Source organism: Leisingera sp. ABM4_103, assembly GCF_056158685.1.
The window spans coordinates 3,209,207-3,223,241 of record NZ_JBSWTU010000005.1; the positions used below are offsets into that span (position 1 = coordinate 3,209,207).

General features: G+C 65.3%; 12 protein-coding genes. 6 read left to right on the forward strand and 6 right to left on the reverse strand.

Annotated elements, in window-relative coordinates; all coding sequences use genetic code 11:
- Positions 1-206 precede the first annotated feature (206 nt).
- From ACXAED_RS17585 to ACXAED_RS17605, 5 genes are all read right to left on the reverse strand, one after another.
- Positions 207-755: a bactofilin family protein gene (locus tag ACXAED_RS17585; protein ID WP_475051852.1), complete on the reverse strand. Its 549-nt coding sequence runs from the start codon at positions 753-755 to the stop codon at positions 207-209.
- A complete protein-coding gene (locus ACXAED_RS17590) occupies positions 745-2,076 on the reverse strand; it encodes a DUF5930 domain-containing protein (RefSeq protein WP_475051855.1) in 1,332 nt (443 codons plus the stop codon). The genes ACXAED_RS17585 and ACXAED_RS17590 overlap by 11 nt, the downstream gene beginning before the upstream one ends.
- A 225-nt stretch (positions 2,077-2,301) precedes the next feature.
- Positions 2,302-2,838 (reverse strand): ribosome modulation factor, encoded by a 537-nt coding sequence (locus ACXAED_RS17595; protein ID WP_475051857.1) that lies wholly within the window; start codon positions 2,836-2,838, stop codon positions 2,302-2,304.
- Between the two features lie 90 nt (positions 2,839-2,928).
- Positions 2,929-3,771, reverse strand: a complete 843-nt coding sequence (locus tag ACXAED_RS17600; RefSeq protein WP_475051859.1) for a ferritin-like domain-containing protein — start codon at positions 3,769-3,771, stop codon at positions 2,929-2,931.
- 258 nt (positions 3,772-4,029) lie between these two features.
- A complete protein-coding gene (locus ACXAED_RS17605; protein ID WP_475051861.1) occupies positions 4,030-4,491 on the reverse strand; it encodes a peroxiredoxin in 462 nt (153 codons plus the stop codon).
- Between the two features lie 49 nt (positions 4,492-4,540).
- On the opposite strand from ACXAED_RS17605, the gene ACXAED_RS17610 reads away from it, so the two are divergent.
- From ACXAED_RS17610 to ACXAED_RS17630, 5 genes are all read left to right on the forward strand, one after another.
- Positions 4,541-8,008: a YhdP family protein gene (locus tag ACXAED_RS17610; protein WP_475051862.1), complete on the forward strand. Its 3,468-nt coding sequence runs from the start codon at positions 4,541-4,543 to the stop codon at positions 8,006-8,008.
- A gap of 60 nt (positions 8,009-8,068) precedes the next feature.
- Positions 8,069-9,154 (forward strand): tRNA preQ1(34) S-adenosylmethionine ribosyltransferase-isomerase QueA, encoded by a 1,086-nt coding sequence (gene queA, locus ACXAED_RS17615; protein WP_475051865.1) that lies wholly within the window; start codon positions 8,069-8,071, stop codon positions 9,152-9,154.
- A gap of 167 nt (positions 9,155-9,321) precedes the next feature.
- Positions 9,322-10,596 carry an MFS transporter gene (locus tag ACXAED_RS17620; RefSeq protein WP_475051866.1) on the forward strand — a complete coding sequence of 425 codons (1,275 nt, stop codon included), beginning with the start codon at positions 9,322-9,324 and terminating at the stop codon, positions 10,594-10,596.
- 138 nt (positions 10,597-10,734) lie between these two features.
- Positions 10,735-11,313 carry a DUF924 family protein gene (locus ACXAED_RS17625; protein WP_475051869.1) on the forward strand — a complete coding sequence of 193 codons (579 nt, stop codon included), beginning with the start codon at positions 10,735-10,737 and terminating at the stop codon, positions 11,311-11,313.
- A 136-nt stretch (positions 11,314-11,449) separates the two neighbouring features.
- A complete protein-coding gene (locus ACXAED_RS17630) occupies positions 11,450-11,905 on the forward strand; it encodes a GFA family protein (protein ID WP_475051871.1) in 456 nt (151 codons plus the stop codon).
- 7 nt (positions 11,906-11,912) lie between these two features.
- On the opposite strand, the gene ACXAED_RS17635 is transcribed toward ACXAED_RS17630, so the two are convergent.
- Positions 11,913-12,347: a hypothetical protein gene (locus ACXAED_RS17635; RefSeq protein WP_475051874.1), complete on the reverse strand. Its 435-nt coding sequence runs from the start codon at positions 12,345-12,347 to the stop codon at positions 11,913-11,915.
- Between the two features lie 194 nt (positions 12,348-12,541).
- On the opposite strand from ACXAED_RS17635, the gene lpdA reads away from it, so the two are divergent.
- Positions 12,542-13,936 carry a dihydrolipoyl dehydrogenase gene (gene lpdA / locus ACXAED_RS17640; RefSeq protein ID WP_475051877.1) on the forward strand — a complete coding sequence of 465 codons (1,395 nt, stop codon included), beginning with the start codon at positions 12,542-12,544 and terminating at the stop codon, positions 13,934-13,936.
- Positions 13,937-14,035: the final 99 nt, after the last annotated feature.

The following is a 14,035-nucleotide window of genomic DNA, read 5'->3' on the forward strand; positions in this document are numbered from 1 at the left end:
CAGGTTGGTCAACGCAATTTTAAGGTCTGTTGCCCGAGCAAGGAGGAATGTTCAAGGCAAGGAAAACCTTGCCGCCAGGTTACTGTAGCTTTTTTGCAGCTTTTACGAGTGTTCCCCGCAAGAAAAAAAACGCCGCAAGGTTTCCCCTGCAGCGTTTCTTTTTCCCTGTCAGACCCGGCCGTGCTGAACGCCAGCCGTTCGCCTGTTCAGTTATCGGCCTTGTGCGCGGCGGTTGCGGCCTGAACCGCTGCCGAGGGGGCAGGCGCTGCGGCCGGAGCCGGTACCGGGGACGCCTTGCGGCCGCCCGGGTTCAGCGGGTCGTCCTGACGCTGCACGGAGCCTTCGAAATGGGCGCCGCTTTCGATGGCGATGGTTTTGTGGATGATGTCGCCTTCGACGCGGGCGGTGGCGGTCAGGCGCACCTTGAGACCGCGCACGCGGCCGACGATGCGGCCGTTGATCACCACGTCGTCGGCGGTGACTTCGCCCTTGATGGTGGCGGTCTCGCCAACGGTCAGCAGGTGCGCGCGGATGTCGCCCTCGACGGTGCCTTCGACCTGGATGTCGCCGGTGGTTTTGACGTTGCCGGTGATGTGCAGATCCGAGCTCAGCAGCGACGCGGCGGGCTTGGCCTTGGGCGCGCTGGCCTTGTACTCGCTGGCCGCCGGCGCAGCCGGAGCGGCAGAGGCAGGGGCAGCCGGGGTTGCGTCGGCCTGCTTCGGCCCGGGCTCGTTGATTTTGCTCTTAGAAAACATTTCTCGCAGCCTTGATATAGATCATGGGGTTTACAGGTTGCCCGTTGACCCGCACCTCATAGTGGAGGTGGGTCCCGGTGGACCGTCCGGTGTTACCCATATCAGCAATGTGATCCCCGCGCGAGACCCTTTGGCCGGCCTTAACGCGGAGTTTCGAATTATGGGCGTATCTTGTTTCGATGCCGAATGCATGGCGGATCGTCACCAGGCGGCCGTAGCCGGATTGCCAGCCCGCGTGGGTCACGACGCCATCCGCGGTGGCAAAGATATCGGTGCCGGTGCGGCCTGCAAAATCAAAGCCTTTGTGCAGGCGGCGGCCGCCGGTCTTGGGGTCGCGCCGGTAGCCGAAGCCGGAGCTTTGGCGCACCTGGCCCAGGTTGACAGGGGTTGCAAAGGGCGCCTTCTGGGCCGCCAGCCGGTACAGGTTCAGCTGGTCCAGCCGGGCAAGGATCTTGTTGGCGCGCAGTTCCTCCGGCGCGGGTTCCTCACCCCGGGTCGACATCGCCAAAGGGCTGAGCGGACCGCCCTGGCCGTTGTAGCCGCGCCGCACCTGCTCGAGGATCCGGTCGGGCGGCATGCCGGCATTGCGGAACATCTTGTCCAGCGGGGTGATGGAGACCGCGACCGCTTCTTCCAGCTGGCGGAAGATCTGGCCGTTGCGCTCCTCCATCAGTTGCAGTTCCAGCTCCAGCTCCTGGCGCTGGCCGATGGCGTCCCGGGCGTCGGCCATGATCCGGTCGCGTTCCGCCGCGGTGTCGGTCAGGGCGCCCGCCAGCATGTCCATCTGCTCTACCGCGCTGGCCATGACTGCCGGGGCGGCGTTTTCGTCCTGGGTTTCTTCCTTGAGTTGCGCCAGGGCTTTGCGGGCGCCGTCGCGGTCGCTCATGGTGTCGCGCAAGGTGGTCTGGATCACTTCGATCCCGGTTTCCAGCTCGCGGCGGCGGGTTTCCGAGGCCAGCAGCTCAGATTGCATCATCGAGATCTGGGCCAGCGCGGCGTTGAACCGCTCCTGTGCTGCCAGGGCTTCTTCGGCGCGGGCATCGCGCTCCGCCGAGATCGCGTTCAGCCGCTCCCGGTAGGTCTGCTGATCGCGTTTGGCCAGCTCGCGGAAGTTGCCGGCGCCGATGCTGTCCATCAGCACGATGGCAGTGGCGACAATGGCCCAGGCGACGAACAGGGTGATGCCGGCCACCGCGGCCAGTTGGGTTTCCGAGCGCAGCCGGATGAAACGCGTGTCAGTGTCGGATTTCAGGAACACCCGCCGCTCGGGGAAGCGGCGCTCCAGAAAGGCGTGTATTTTGATCGCGAGCCGTGTGCGCAAAGTCCGTTCCCTGTTCCGTCCCTGTCCCGATCCGCACCGCGGCCGCAGGGCGGATCCGGTGCCTTGGGCGAAGTGAATAGACAGCGCGCGCGGATTGGGCAAGCCTGTTGACCCGCTGGACGGGGATCGTGCCGGCAGGGCGGGCGGATAGGCGGAAACCTGCCGAAGTTTCAGAGTGTAAGGTCCGGCCCGGACAGCGGGCGCGCCGTGCCTGGGGCGGGCCGGTCAGCCGGGCTGGCCTTTCCGCCGTTCCTCCTGCGCTTCTGTCCAGCCGCTTTCCCAGGCCTGGTGGTCGGCGGTGTCGAAGGCGTAGGGGTTGCCGGTGAAGGGCTGACCGTCCATGCAGGCGCGGAAGCCCTCGTCATAGCTGTGCGCGCGCGGGTCCATGCCGCAGGGTTTGTGGGCGGTGTCGCGCAAGTGGGCGGCAAACTCCGGGTATTTGGCGAGGTCGGTCTGGTCGAGCCCTTCTGGATGCCGGGCGAGGGCCTGATGGCCGCGGCTGGTCAGGCGCCAGCTGGATGCCTCGCCCGGCAGCGCCTCTCCCGGAACCAGGATACCGGCGATTTCCAGGTCCGACAGATGGCCGGCCAGCCGTTCGCGCAAATCGTCAGGAGGCAGGCCGGGTGTTTCATTCGCCTGGCGGAACAGGCCGTTCAGCGCCTTTTCGCAGCTGTCCAGCGTCACCGGGCCGGATCGTGCCGTGTGCAGGATCAGGGCCACGAGGCTTGCTGTGCTCAGCAATGGGAAATCGTTTTCGAACATGGGATCACCCGGTTGTCCAGATGTCCCAGTCTAGGCGGCTGCGGCAGTCCGGTAAAGGCGGCTGCGGCCGGCAAGGCGCGCCGCCGGGGCTCAGCGGCCCGGCAGGTCCCGCGCCTGATCGGCCAGCGGCCAGTAGAAATCCGGCGGCAGCCCGGCATCGGCGCGCTTTTCCTCGTTGAAGGGCGGTTTCAGGGCGCCGTGGAAGTATTTGCGCACCAGCGCATGAAAGACCTCTTTGGGGTCCAGGTTGTCCCGGCCGCAAAGGAAGTTGAACCACTTGGAGCCATAGGCGACATGGCCGACCTCCTCGGCATAGATCACCTCCAGCGCGTCAACCGCCTGGGTGAGCTGCGCCTTGCGGAAGATTTCGATCATGCCGGGGGTGACATCCAGCCCGCGCGCCTCCAGCACCATCGGCACCACCGCCAGGCGGCCCATGAGGTCCTCCGCCGTGTCCTCTGCCGCACGCCACATGCCGGCGTGGGCCGGGAGGGCGCCGTAGTGGCTGTCCAGCGCTTCAAGGCAGTCGCACATCAGGTTGAAATGCTTGGATTCCTCATCCGCTGCCTTCACCCAGTCATCAAAGAAGCCCATCGGCATCGGCACATGGGAAAAGCGGGCAATGATGTCCCAGTGCAGGTCGACGGCGTTCAGTTCGATATGGGCCACGGCGTGCAGCAGCGCGATGCGGCCCGCTTCTGACCCCGGCTTGCGCTTGGGCACGTCGCGGGGATGCAGCAGCTCAGGCTTATCGGGCCGGGCCGGGTGCATGGGCGGTGACGCGGTGCCGATTGCGATGTCCGGCCCGGTGCCATTGCGGAAGGCGAACCACTCGGCTGCATGGCGGCGCGACAGCGCTGTCTTTTGCCGGCCGTCCGCGGTGTTCAGCACCTCGGCGGCGCGTTCTGCGAGCGTTAGGGGCTGATCGGTCATGCGGGTCTCCTGTTGCAGCGGCTGGCCCGGGTTCACCTGATTCAGGCGGCGGAGTCCAGAGCGGAAACGGAAGCGCTCCCGCGCCCGCGGAGGATCAGCGGGCTGATCCCCCTGGCGGCCTTGGGCCTAGCACCGCGCGTGCCGCGCGGTGCGCGCCGCCCGCTTGGGCGGCGCCGGGCCCAACAGCGAGGGCTGCGCCCGTCAGGGCGCGGGCCGAACTGGCGGGAGTGCCCCGCCAGGCCTGAGAGCGGAAGCGCCTCAAAGCGCCTGGACGGCTGCCAGCACCTCATCCACGTGGCCGTCGACCTTGACCTTGCGCCAGGCCTGGGCGATCCGGCCCTCGGCATCGATCAGGAAGGTCGAGCGTTCGATCCCCCAGAACTTCTTGCCGTACATGTTCTTCTCCTTCCAGACGCCGTAATCCTCGCACACTGTGCCCTCCGCATCGGACAAAAGCGGCGCGGTCAGCCCGTGTTTGGCAGTGAACTTATCGTGTTTGGCTACCGTGTCCTTGGAGATCCCGAACACGTGAGCCCCGGCATCGGCAAATGACTGCAAAGCCTCTGAAAAGCCGATGGATTCTTTGGTGCAGCCGGGAGTATCATCGCGGGGGTAGAAAAACAGCACCACGGGCGCGCCCTTGAGGCTGGACAATGTGACCTCTCCGCCGCCGCTGCGGGGCAGGGTAAAGGAAGGGGCGGGATCTGAAACGTCGGGCATCGGCCTGTCTCCGTAATTTGCGCAAATCACTGCGCCGCAACCATAACCCATGAGCAGCGAAGGGAAAGCTGAGATCAAACCCGCCGGCGAGAATAACGGCACTGCGGCCGAGGCCGTGCCTGTGCGCGGCCCGGAGCCGGGCCCGGACGCAGGCCTCGCGGCGCCCGCGCAGAGGCGCTTGCGCTGGCGGCTGCTGCGCGGTGCCGTCTGGCTGCTGGCGCTGCTGAGCTTCCTGAGCGCTGGCGCCATCTATTTCGGTCTTGGCACCCGGCTGGACGCGCCGGAGTGGGTGCGTCAGCGGGTTGAAACCCGGATCGAGCGGCACCTGAACGGGTTGCAGATCGAATTCGGCGCCATCCATGTGGTCGTGAACAAGGGCTGGCGGCCGCGGGTCAGCCTCAAGGACGTGGTGCTGCGCCATCCGGACGGCGCGGTGTTTGCCCAGCTGGCGGATGCCCAGGCGAGCCTGGCGATGCGGCCGCTGCTGCGCGGCCAGGTCCAGCCCAAACAGATCTCGCTCAGCGGCCTGTTCGCGGTTTTGCGGCGCAATCCGGACGGCACCCTGGCGCTGAGCTTTGCCAGCGGCGGGCTGCCAACGCGGCAGGCGGGCAATTTGGTGGAGCTGATCAAGCAGTGGGACAGCCAGCTGGACAAGCCCGTGCTGGCGGCGCTGCGGGGAGTGGAGACCAGCGAACTGACGCTGTCCTACACCGATGACCGCCTGGGCCGTGCCTGGACCCTGGACGGCGGCCAGATCCGGCTGCAGAAAAGCGGCAGTTCGCTGTCGGCCTCGGCGGTGTTCTCTGTTTTGAGCGGGCGCGGCGATGTGGGCTCTGTCGAAGCCAGCTATACCTCGGAGATCGGCAGCCCGGAGGCCGAATTCGGGGTTCTTGTCTCAGAGATCGCCAGCGAGGACATCGCCTTGCAAAGCCCGGCGCTTGGCTGGCTGGGGGTGCTGCGGGCGCCGATTTCCGGCTCCTTGCGCGGCGGCGTCCGCAGCGATGGCGCGCTTGAGCCGGTGCAGGCCAGCCTGCGGATCGGCGAGGGGGTGATCCAGCCGGAAGCCCAGACCCGCCCGGTGCCGATCACCGGCGCGCGCAGCTATTTCACTTATGATCCGGCACGCGAGGTTCTGGAGTTCGCCGAACTCAGCGTGCAAAGCGGCTGGGGCTCCGGTGTGATGCAGGGGCAGGCCAGCCTTGCCGGTATCCGGAACGGCCAGCTTACCGGGCTGACCGGCCAGCTGCGCTTTACCGATCTGGAACTGAACCCGCGGCGGCTGTTCGAGGCGCCCGTGAAGTTTCCGGGGGTGGATGCGGATTTCGACCTCAGGCTCAAACCCTTCCGGCTGCGGCTGGGCGAGATGCTGGTGCGCGACGGCGGCAGCCTGATCCATTTTGACGGTGAGATCGGCGCCGGGCCTGAGGGCTGGGACTACGACCTGAACGGGCGGGTCGACCAGGTCGGCGTAGCACGTGTCAAGGAGCTGTGGCCCGAGGCGCTGGCGTCCAAACCGCGCGAATGGGTGCGCGACAACCTGCATGCGGGGCTGGTGCGCGATGTGGGCTTTCACATGCGCGGGCGCGGCAGCGGCAAGCCCTTCGTCAGCCTGGACCTGGCCTTTGAAGAGGCCGAGGTGCTGTTTCAGAAGTTCATGCCGCCGGTGCGGGACGCAGCAGGCCAGCTCAGCCTTTACGGCAACCGCTTTGTCGTCACGGCGTCCAAGGGGGTGGTCACTGCGGATCAGGGCGGCGATGTGGATGTGACCGGCACATCCTTCATCATCCCGGACACGACTGTGCGTGATGGCACGCCCGGTATTGCCCGGATTGCTGCGCGGGGCTCAGTGACTGCGGCGCTGTCGCTGCTGAACCGTGAGCCCCTGAGAGTAATGGACAAGGCTTCGCTGCCGGTCGATCTGGCGGAGGGGCAGGTGGAGGCCACGGGCACGCTGTCGCTGCCGCTGCGCAAAGGCGTTCAGCCGGAGGAAATCCTGTACCATTACCGCGGCGGGGCGCGGGCGGTGGAGACCAGTAAGCTGGTGCCGGGCCATACCGCAGCGGCCCCCTTGCTGAAGATCGAAGGAAACCAGGGTGAGGTGCGCATCAGCGGCAGCGGCAGCCTGTCGGGCGTGCCGCTGACCGCCAGCTGGGGGCAGAAGGTCGGCAAGGATGCCCCTCAGGACAGCAGGGTTGAGGGGACTATCGAACTGTCGCCGGAAACGGTTTCGGCTTTCAACATCGGCCTGCCGCGAGGCTCTGTTTCCGGTACGGGGCAGGGCCGCTATGCAGTGGACCTGAAACCCGGGGCACCGCCGCAGCTGCAGCTGGAGTTGGATCTGGCCGGCGTTGGCCTCAGGATCGCGGACATCGGCTGGCGCAAGAATGAAGCGGCGGCGGGGAAGCTGTCGCTGTCGGCGGAACTGGGCGGGACCGCAACCGTCGAGCGGCTGGAACTGCAGGCGCCCGGGCTGGCCGCTACGGGCCGCGTGACCACCCGCGAGGGCGGCGGGCTGAACGAGGCGGTGTTTTCCTCGGCGCGGGTGGGCAACTGGTTTCAGGGCGCGGTGACCTTCCGCGGCCGCGGCAACGCGGCACCGGCGATTGAAGTCACCGGCGGCAGGCTGGACCTGAACCGCTCACCGTTTTCGGCAAGCTCCGGCAGCGGCGGCGGTGGCGCCAGCAGCGGAGCGCCGGTTCCGATCAGCCTGCGTCTGCAGAATCTGCAGGTCACGGACAGCATCGGGCTGCAAAGCTTTCAGGGCCGGTTTTCCACCGGCGGCGGCATGAACGGGGAGTTCACCGCCCGGCTGAACGGTCAGACGCCGGTGGCCGGCACCGTGGTGCCGCAGAACAATGGCACCGCGGCGCGTATCCGGGCCAATGATGCCGGCGGCGTGTTCCGCTCTGCCGGCGTGTTCGAGCATGGCCGCGGCGGCAGTTTCGACATGACGCTGGTCCCGGCGGAGCGGCCCGGCGAATATGACGGGCGGGTCAGCGTCCGCAATATCCGGGTGCGCAACGCGCCGTCGATGGCGGCAATTCTGAATGCGATCAGCCTGGTCGGGCTGCTTGATGAGATGACGGGACAGGGCATTTTGTTCACCAGCATGGACGGGCGGTTCCGGCTCGGCGGCTCCCATCTGATCCTGCATCAAAGCAGCGCTGTGGGGCCGTCTATGGGGCTGTCGCTTGACGGCAACTTTGATCTGAACAGCAGCCGCCTGAACATGCGCGGGGTGATCTCGCCGGTCTATTTGCTCAATGCCATCGGGCGGGTGCTGTCCCCCAGGGACGGCGAGGGGCTGTTCGGCTTTACTTTCACCTTGCGGGGCACCGCTGACGATCCTTCTGTCTCGGTCAACCCATTGGCGGGGCTGGCGCCGGGGTTCCTGCGCGAGATCTTCCGAGGACCGCCGCCGAAAGTGCCCGGCGACAACAGAGCGTTTTCCGTCGACGGGGAACTCCTGGAGGAGGGAGAAGAGCAAGTCCAAACCCCGCCGGGGGCCAACAAGTAAACTGGCTGGGGGTGAAAATCGCCATAGATTTTCCCTGCAGCACATCCTATAGCGCGCGCCATGAAACTCAGCGATTTCGACTTTGACCTGCCCGACGATCTGATTGCCACCCGGCCTGCCAATCCGCGCAGCTCGGCCCGGCTGCTGGTGGCCGAGGGCGGAAACCTGCACGACGGGCAGGTGACCGATCTGGTGCAGTGGCTGCAGCCCGGCGACCGGCTGGTGCTGAACGACACCAAGGTGATCCCGGCGCGCCTCAGCGGGATGCGCCACCGCGACAGCGCGCAAGGGCCGGTGGCGGCCAGGATCGAGGCGACCCTGCTGGAGCCGCGGGCTGATGGCACCTGGGCGGCGCTGCTGAAACCCCTGAAGAAGATCAAGGCGGGTGAGGAAATCATCTTCTCCGATGACCTGAGCGCCAGTCTGGAGGAGATTGCCGAGGGCCAGGGGCACCTGCGATTTAACCTCAGCGGCACGGATTTCGACGCCGCACTGGCCGAGGCCGGTGCGATGCCGCTGCCGCCCTATATCGCGGCGAAGCGCGCCGCCGATGATCAGGACAAGACGGATTACCAAACCGTCTGGGCCCGCAACTCAGGCGCGGTGGCGGCGCCGACCGCCTCGCTGCACTTCGACGAGCCGCTGCTGCAGGCGCTGAAGGCGCGCGGGGTGGAGATCAGCTATGTCACCCTGCATGTGGGCGCGGGCACCTTTCTGCCGGTCAAGGTAGAGGATGTGACCACCCACCGGATGCACGCGGAATGGGGCAAGGTCAGCGAAGAAGCGGCGTCGGAGATCGCCGCCACCAAAGCGGCGGGCGGCCGGGTCATCCCGGTCGGCACCACTGCGCTGCGGCTGATCGAAAGCGCGGCGAAGGACGGCCAGATCCACGCTTGGGAAGGCGACACCGATATCTTTATCTACCCCGGGTTCGCGTTCCAGGTGGCCGATGCGCTGATGACCAATTTCCACCTGCCGAAATCGACCCTGCTGATGCTTGTCTCCGCCCTGATGGGGCAAGAGAAGATCCGGCGCATCTACGAACATGCGGTCAGCAGCGGCTACCGGTTCTTTTCTTATGGCGATGCGTCGCTTTTGATCCCGGCGAAGGCGGAACCGCATCAGAAAAGCGGCGCAAATCCATAGACAAGCGCCGCGGATATGATCCGTGAACGCGCGCGCCGGGTCATGAAACTGAAATCAGAATCAGCGATAGCGGCCACGCGAGCCTTGATCGCCCGGACATAACATTCAAATGTGGAGGCAGCCCGTCCCTTGTGGAGGGCTGCTTTGCTTTCAAAGGAGGCGTCGGAATGCTTCAGGTACTGTCGAGCGCTTGGGCGCTGCTGTTGGGCGTTTGCCTGCTGATGGTGGGCAACGGCCTGCAGGGCACCATGCTGGGTGTCCGCGGCGAGCTTGAGGGCTTTTCGACCTTCCAGATGTCCATCGTGATGGCGGCCTATTTCGTCGGCTTCCTCGGCGGCTCCCGGCTGGCGCCGGAAATGATCCGCCGCGTCGGCCATGTGCGCGTCTTTGCGGCTCTGGCCTCCTTCATTTCAGCGGTGATGATCCTCTATCCGCTGCTGCCCAACACGGTTGCTTGGGCGCTGGGGCGGATGATCATCGGGTTCTGCTTCTCGGGCGTGTATGTGACCGCCGAAAGCTGGCTGAACAACGCCGCCGACAATACCAACCGCGGCAAGGCGCTGTCGCTTTACATGATCGTTCAGACCATTGGCATCATTACGGCGCAGGGGCTGATCCAGGTCGGCGACCCGGCGGGCTATGAAGCCTTCATCATCGCGTCGATCCTGGTTTCGGTCTCCTTCGGCCCGATCCTGCTGTCGATTTCGCCGACACCGGCCTTTGACACCACCAAGCCGATGACGCTGCGCAAGCTGTTCGAAACCTCGCCGCTGGGCTGCGTCGGTATGTTCCTTCTGGGCGGTGTGTTCTCCGCCCAGTTCGGCATGAGCGCGGTCTACGGCTCGGCCGCCGGTCTGACACTGACGCAGCTGTCGATCTTTGTCTCCACCTTCTATGTCGGGGCGATGATCCTGCAATACCCGCTGGGCTGGCTGTCGGACCGTATGGACCGCCGGGTGCTGATCCTGGCCGCCGCGGTGGCCGGCGGCAGCGGCGCGGTTATCGGGTTTTTGTTCGGCGTCGAATTCAAGATGCTGCTGGTGGCGGCCTTCTTCATCGGCGGGCTGTCGAACCCGCTCTATTCGCTGCTGATCGCCTATACCAATGACTACCTGGAGCATGACGATATGGCCGCGGCTTCCGGCGGGCTGATCTTCATCAACGGGCTGGGCGCCATCGCCGGGCCGCTGATCACCGGCTGGCTGATGGAAGACGCGGTGTTCGGGCCTGCGGGCTTCTTCACCTTCATCGGCGCGCTGATGTTCGTGATGGCAGCCTATGCGCTCTACCGCGCGACCCAGCGCGCCTCGATCCCGGTCGAGGAGACCGGCAGCTATGCCGCGATGTCGCCGACCGCCTCGCCGGTGGCGGTGGAGTTCGCCCAAGAATACGCCATTGAGACCGAACTGGAGGAGCAGGAATCCGCCGCCGCGGAGAATTGATTGCGCTAACTAGCCGTTTTCGTGAGGATTATTTCACGTCCAGGTCTTGCCTGTCGCAATTTGTGACCCAAGGTTACTTGTAATGGCAACGTAAAATGGCCTGAAATCAGGGTCAGGAAAAACTTGGAGTTAAGACCGATGGCTGGTCCCGAAGAGATACTTGAATTCTGGCTCGACGAGGTCGGGGAGAAGGGATGGTATCTGCAGGATGACGCGCTGGATCAGGAGATCCGCAAGAAGTTCCAGAAAACCTGGCAGGAGGCCTGCGAGGGCAAATTCTCCTTCTGGCTAACCTACCCCAGCGGGACGCTGGCCTACATCATTCTGATGGACCAGTTCCCGCGCAACATGTTCCGCGGCGAGGGCAAGGCGTTTGCCTCCGACCAAGCGTCGCTGTCAGCGGCCAAGGTCGCGATCAACAAGAAGTGGGACATGAAGATCGACGAGCCGGCACGGCAGTTCTTCTATCTGCCGCTGATGCATTCGGAGAACCTGTGCGATCAGGAACGCTGCATCCGGCTGATGATGGAGCGGATGCCTGAGAGCGGCGGCAGCAACCTGCTGCATGCCCGCGCGCACCGCGAAGTGATCCGCCAGTTCGGCCGCTTTCCCTACCGCAATGAGGCGCTGCACCGCGCCAGCACCGGGCCCGAGCTCGACTATGTCATGGCGGGCGGCTACGGCGAGACCGTGCGGCAGGTGCAAGCGGCTGGCTGACGCCGGCTCCGGCAGAAATCTGCAGCGCCGTGCCCGGGTCCGGGTGCGGCGTTTTTTTGGCCGGTCCCTTGTGCCATTGGGCGGCCTGCGGCAGGGAGGGGCCTTGTTTTCCAAATAAGCAATTGAGGACCGCCCCGTGACCACAGCAGACTTTCAGATGACCGGCAGCTGCCGCTGCGGTGCTACCGTGATTGAGGTTTCCGCCGCGCCGGTGCTGACCGCTGCCTGCCACTGCCGCGGCTGCCAGAAGATGAGCGCCAGCGCGTTTTCCCTGACCGCAATGTTTCCGGCGGAGGCCTTCGAGGTGGTGCAGGGCACGCCGGCCGTTGGCGGCGCCAAGGGCGAAGACCTGGCGCACTACTGCTGCCCGGAGTGCATGACATGGATGTTCACCCGCATCACAGGCGTAGAGGCGTTCGTGAACGTGCGTCCGGTAATGTTCGAAGACACCAGCTGGTTCCGGCCGTTCATTCAAACCTGGACCGCTGCACGGCTTCCCTTCGTCCAAGTCGCGGCCGACCACAGCTTTGAGCAATTCCCCGCAATGGAGGAGTTCGGCGCGCTGCTGGATGCATACGCCGCCAAGGGCTGAGGCAGGATCAGCCTTCGGTCGGCTGGCAGGCACGGCCGTCCCGCAGCATCGGCGCAGCGCGGATGATCCGGCCGGCAAGCTCTGCCGCACCGGCGCGGGCGGCCTGTTCCGCCGCCTGCAGCGGCAGCTGCCGGATCCCGGCGAGATTCGCTTGCAGCTGGTTCAGGCGCTCCTCCACCCGCTCCAGCCGGGCCGCTGAGAGCCTGTCGGCGCCGTCCCGGCCGGGCGGGTCCTGCAGGGCGGCGCGCAGGCTGGCCAGTTCCTCCTGCAGCCCGGTGGCGGCGGTCCGCAGCGGGGCGACGCGGCTGGTAATCTCCGACGCACTGGCGGTGACGGCCTCAGCCGCCGCCATCAGCTTCCATCCCAGGAACAGGCAGAGCGCCAGCAGGATCAGGGTGGCGTTCACTAGGGCCTTGGCAAGATCCGCAACGGTTCGTGTCATTGTCTTTCGCTCCCGGCAGTGGATTGCAGCACATGTTTCGGCTTATGCTGGCCCGGAACCAGCCTCGCTGCCAAGCGGCAGTCTGCCATAAAACGCATGACCGCTATGCCGCAGCAGAGGGTGATTGCAGTGCAGAAAGAAATAGTTTAACGGTAAACTAGTTTTATTGATCCTGTTCAAGGCGAGGGGACAGCATGGCCGCACAATCCTATGACGTGATCGTAATCGGCGCCGGGCCGGGGGGCTATGTTGCCGCCATCCGCGCAGCACAGCTGGGGCTGAAGACCTGCGTGGTCGAGCGCGAGCATCTGGGCGGCATCTGCCTGAACTGGGGCTGCATCCCGACCAAAGCGCTGCTGCGCTCGTCGGAAGTGTTCCACCTGATGGAGCGGGCAAAGGATTTCGGTCTGAAGGCGGAAAAGGTTGGATATGACCTGGACGCGGTGGTGAAACGCTCGCGCGGGGTGGCCAAACAGCTGTCCTCCGGCATCGGCCACCTGATGAAGAAGAACAAGATCGACGTGGTCATGGGCGAGGCAACGATCCCCGCCAAGGGCAAAGTGTCGGTCAAGACCGACAAGGGCAGCCAGGATCTGACCGCCAAGAACATCGTGCTGGCCACCGGCGCGCGGGCGCGGGAGCTGCCGGGCCTGGAAGCGGACGGCGATCTGGTCTGGACCTACAAGCACGCGCTGGACCCCGTCCGCATGCCGAAGAAGCTGCTGGTGATCGGATCCGGCGCGATCGGTATCGAATTTGCAAGCTTCTACAACACCCTGGGCGCTGAAACGACGGTGGTTGAGGTGATGGACCGGGTGCTGCCGGTTGAAGATGCGGAGATTTCCGCCTTTGCCAAGAAGGCCTTTGTCAAGCAGGGCATGAAGATCATGGAGAAAGCCATGGTCAAGCAGCTGGACCGCGGCAAGGGGAAGGTGACCGCCCATATCGAAGTCGGCGGCAAGGTCGAGAAGCAGGAATTCGACACCGTGATCTCTGCCGTTGGCATCGTCGGCAACGTCGAGGGCCTGGGCCTGGAAGAGCTGGGCGTCAAGGTCGACCGCACCCATGTGGTTACCGACGAGTACTGCCGCACCGGTGTTGATGGCCTCTATGCCATCGGCGACATCGCCGGTGCGCCCTGGCTGGCGCACAAGGCGTCCCATGAGGGCGTGATGGTGGCCGAGCTGATCGCGGGCAAACACGCGCATCCGGTGAAGCCAGAGAGCATCGCCGGCTGCACCTACTGCCAGCCGCAGGTGGCCTCCGTCGGCTATACCGAGGCGAAGGCCAAGGAGCTGGGCTATGACATCAAGGTCGGCCGCTTCCCCTTCATCGGCAACGGCAAGGCAATTGCGCTGGGTGAGGCCGAGGGCATGGTGAAAACCATCTTTGACGCCAAGACCGGCGAACTGCTGGGCGCCCATATGGTCGGCGCCGAGGTGACCGAGATGATCCAGGGCTATGTGGTGGGCCGCCAGCTGGAAACCACCGAGGAAGACCTCATGAACACCGTCTTCCCGCATCCGACGCTGAGCGAGATGATGCATGAATCGGTGCTCGATGCCTTTGACCGCGTCATCCACATGTGACGCAGCATTCCCGCACTGCGGCTCTTGCCGCGGGCGGCGATAGCAGGCAGGACAGGGAAAGCAGGCGCGGTGCGTGCCTGCTTTTTCTATTTGAGGGCG

What these genes read in the sequence shown, in the direction of transcription:
- ACXAED_RS17620 (WP_475051866.1), top strand. Translation starts at nt 9,322, where the DNA reads ATGCTTCAGGTACTGTCGAGCGCTTGGGCGCTGCTGTTGGGCGTTTGC.
- ACXAED_RS17610 (WP_475051862.1), top strand. Translation starts at nt 4,541, where the DNA reads ATGAGCAGCGAAGGGAAAGCTGAGATCAAACCCGCCGGCGAGAATAAC.
- lpdA (WP_475051877.1), top strand. Translation starts at nt 12,542, where the DNA reads ATGGCCGCACAATCCTATGACGTGATCGTAATCGGCGCCGGGCCGGGG.
- ACXAED_RS17600 (WP_475051859.1), bottom strand. Translation starts at nt 3,771, where the DNA reads ATGACCGATCAGCCCCTAACGCTCGCAGAACGCGCCGCCGAGGTGCTG.
- ACXAED_RS17625 (WP_475051869.1), top strand. Translation starts at nt 10,735, where the DNA reads ATGGCTGGTCCCGAAGAGATACTTGAATTCTGGCTCGACGAGGTCGGG.
- ACXAED_RS17635 (WP_475051874.1), bottom strand. Translation starts at nt 12,347, where the DNA reads ATGACACGAACCGTTGCGGATCTTGCCAAGGCCCTAGTGAACGCCACC.
- queA (WP_475051865.1), top strand. Translation starts at nt 8,069, where the DNA reads ATGAAACTCAGCGATTTCGACTTTGACCTGCCCGACGATCTGATTGCC.
- ACXAED_RS17595 (WP_475051857.1), bottom strand. Translation starts at nt 2,838, where the DNA reads ATGTTCGAAAACGATTTCCCATTGCTGAGCACAGCAAGCCTCGTGGCC.
- ACXAED_RS17585 (WP_475051852.1), bottom strand. Translation starts at nt 755, where the DNA reads ATGTTTTCTAAGAGCAAAATCAACGAGCCCGGGCCGAAGCAGGCCGAC.
- ACXAED_RS17605 (WP_475051861.1), bottom strand. Translation starts at nt 4,491, where the DNA reads ATGCCCGACGTTTCAGATCCCGCCCCTTCCTTTACCCTGCCCCGCAGC.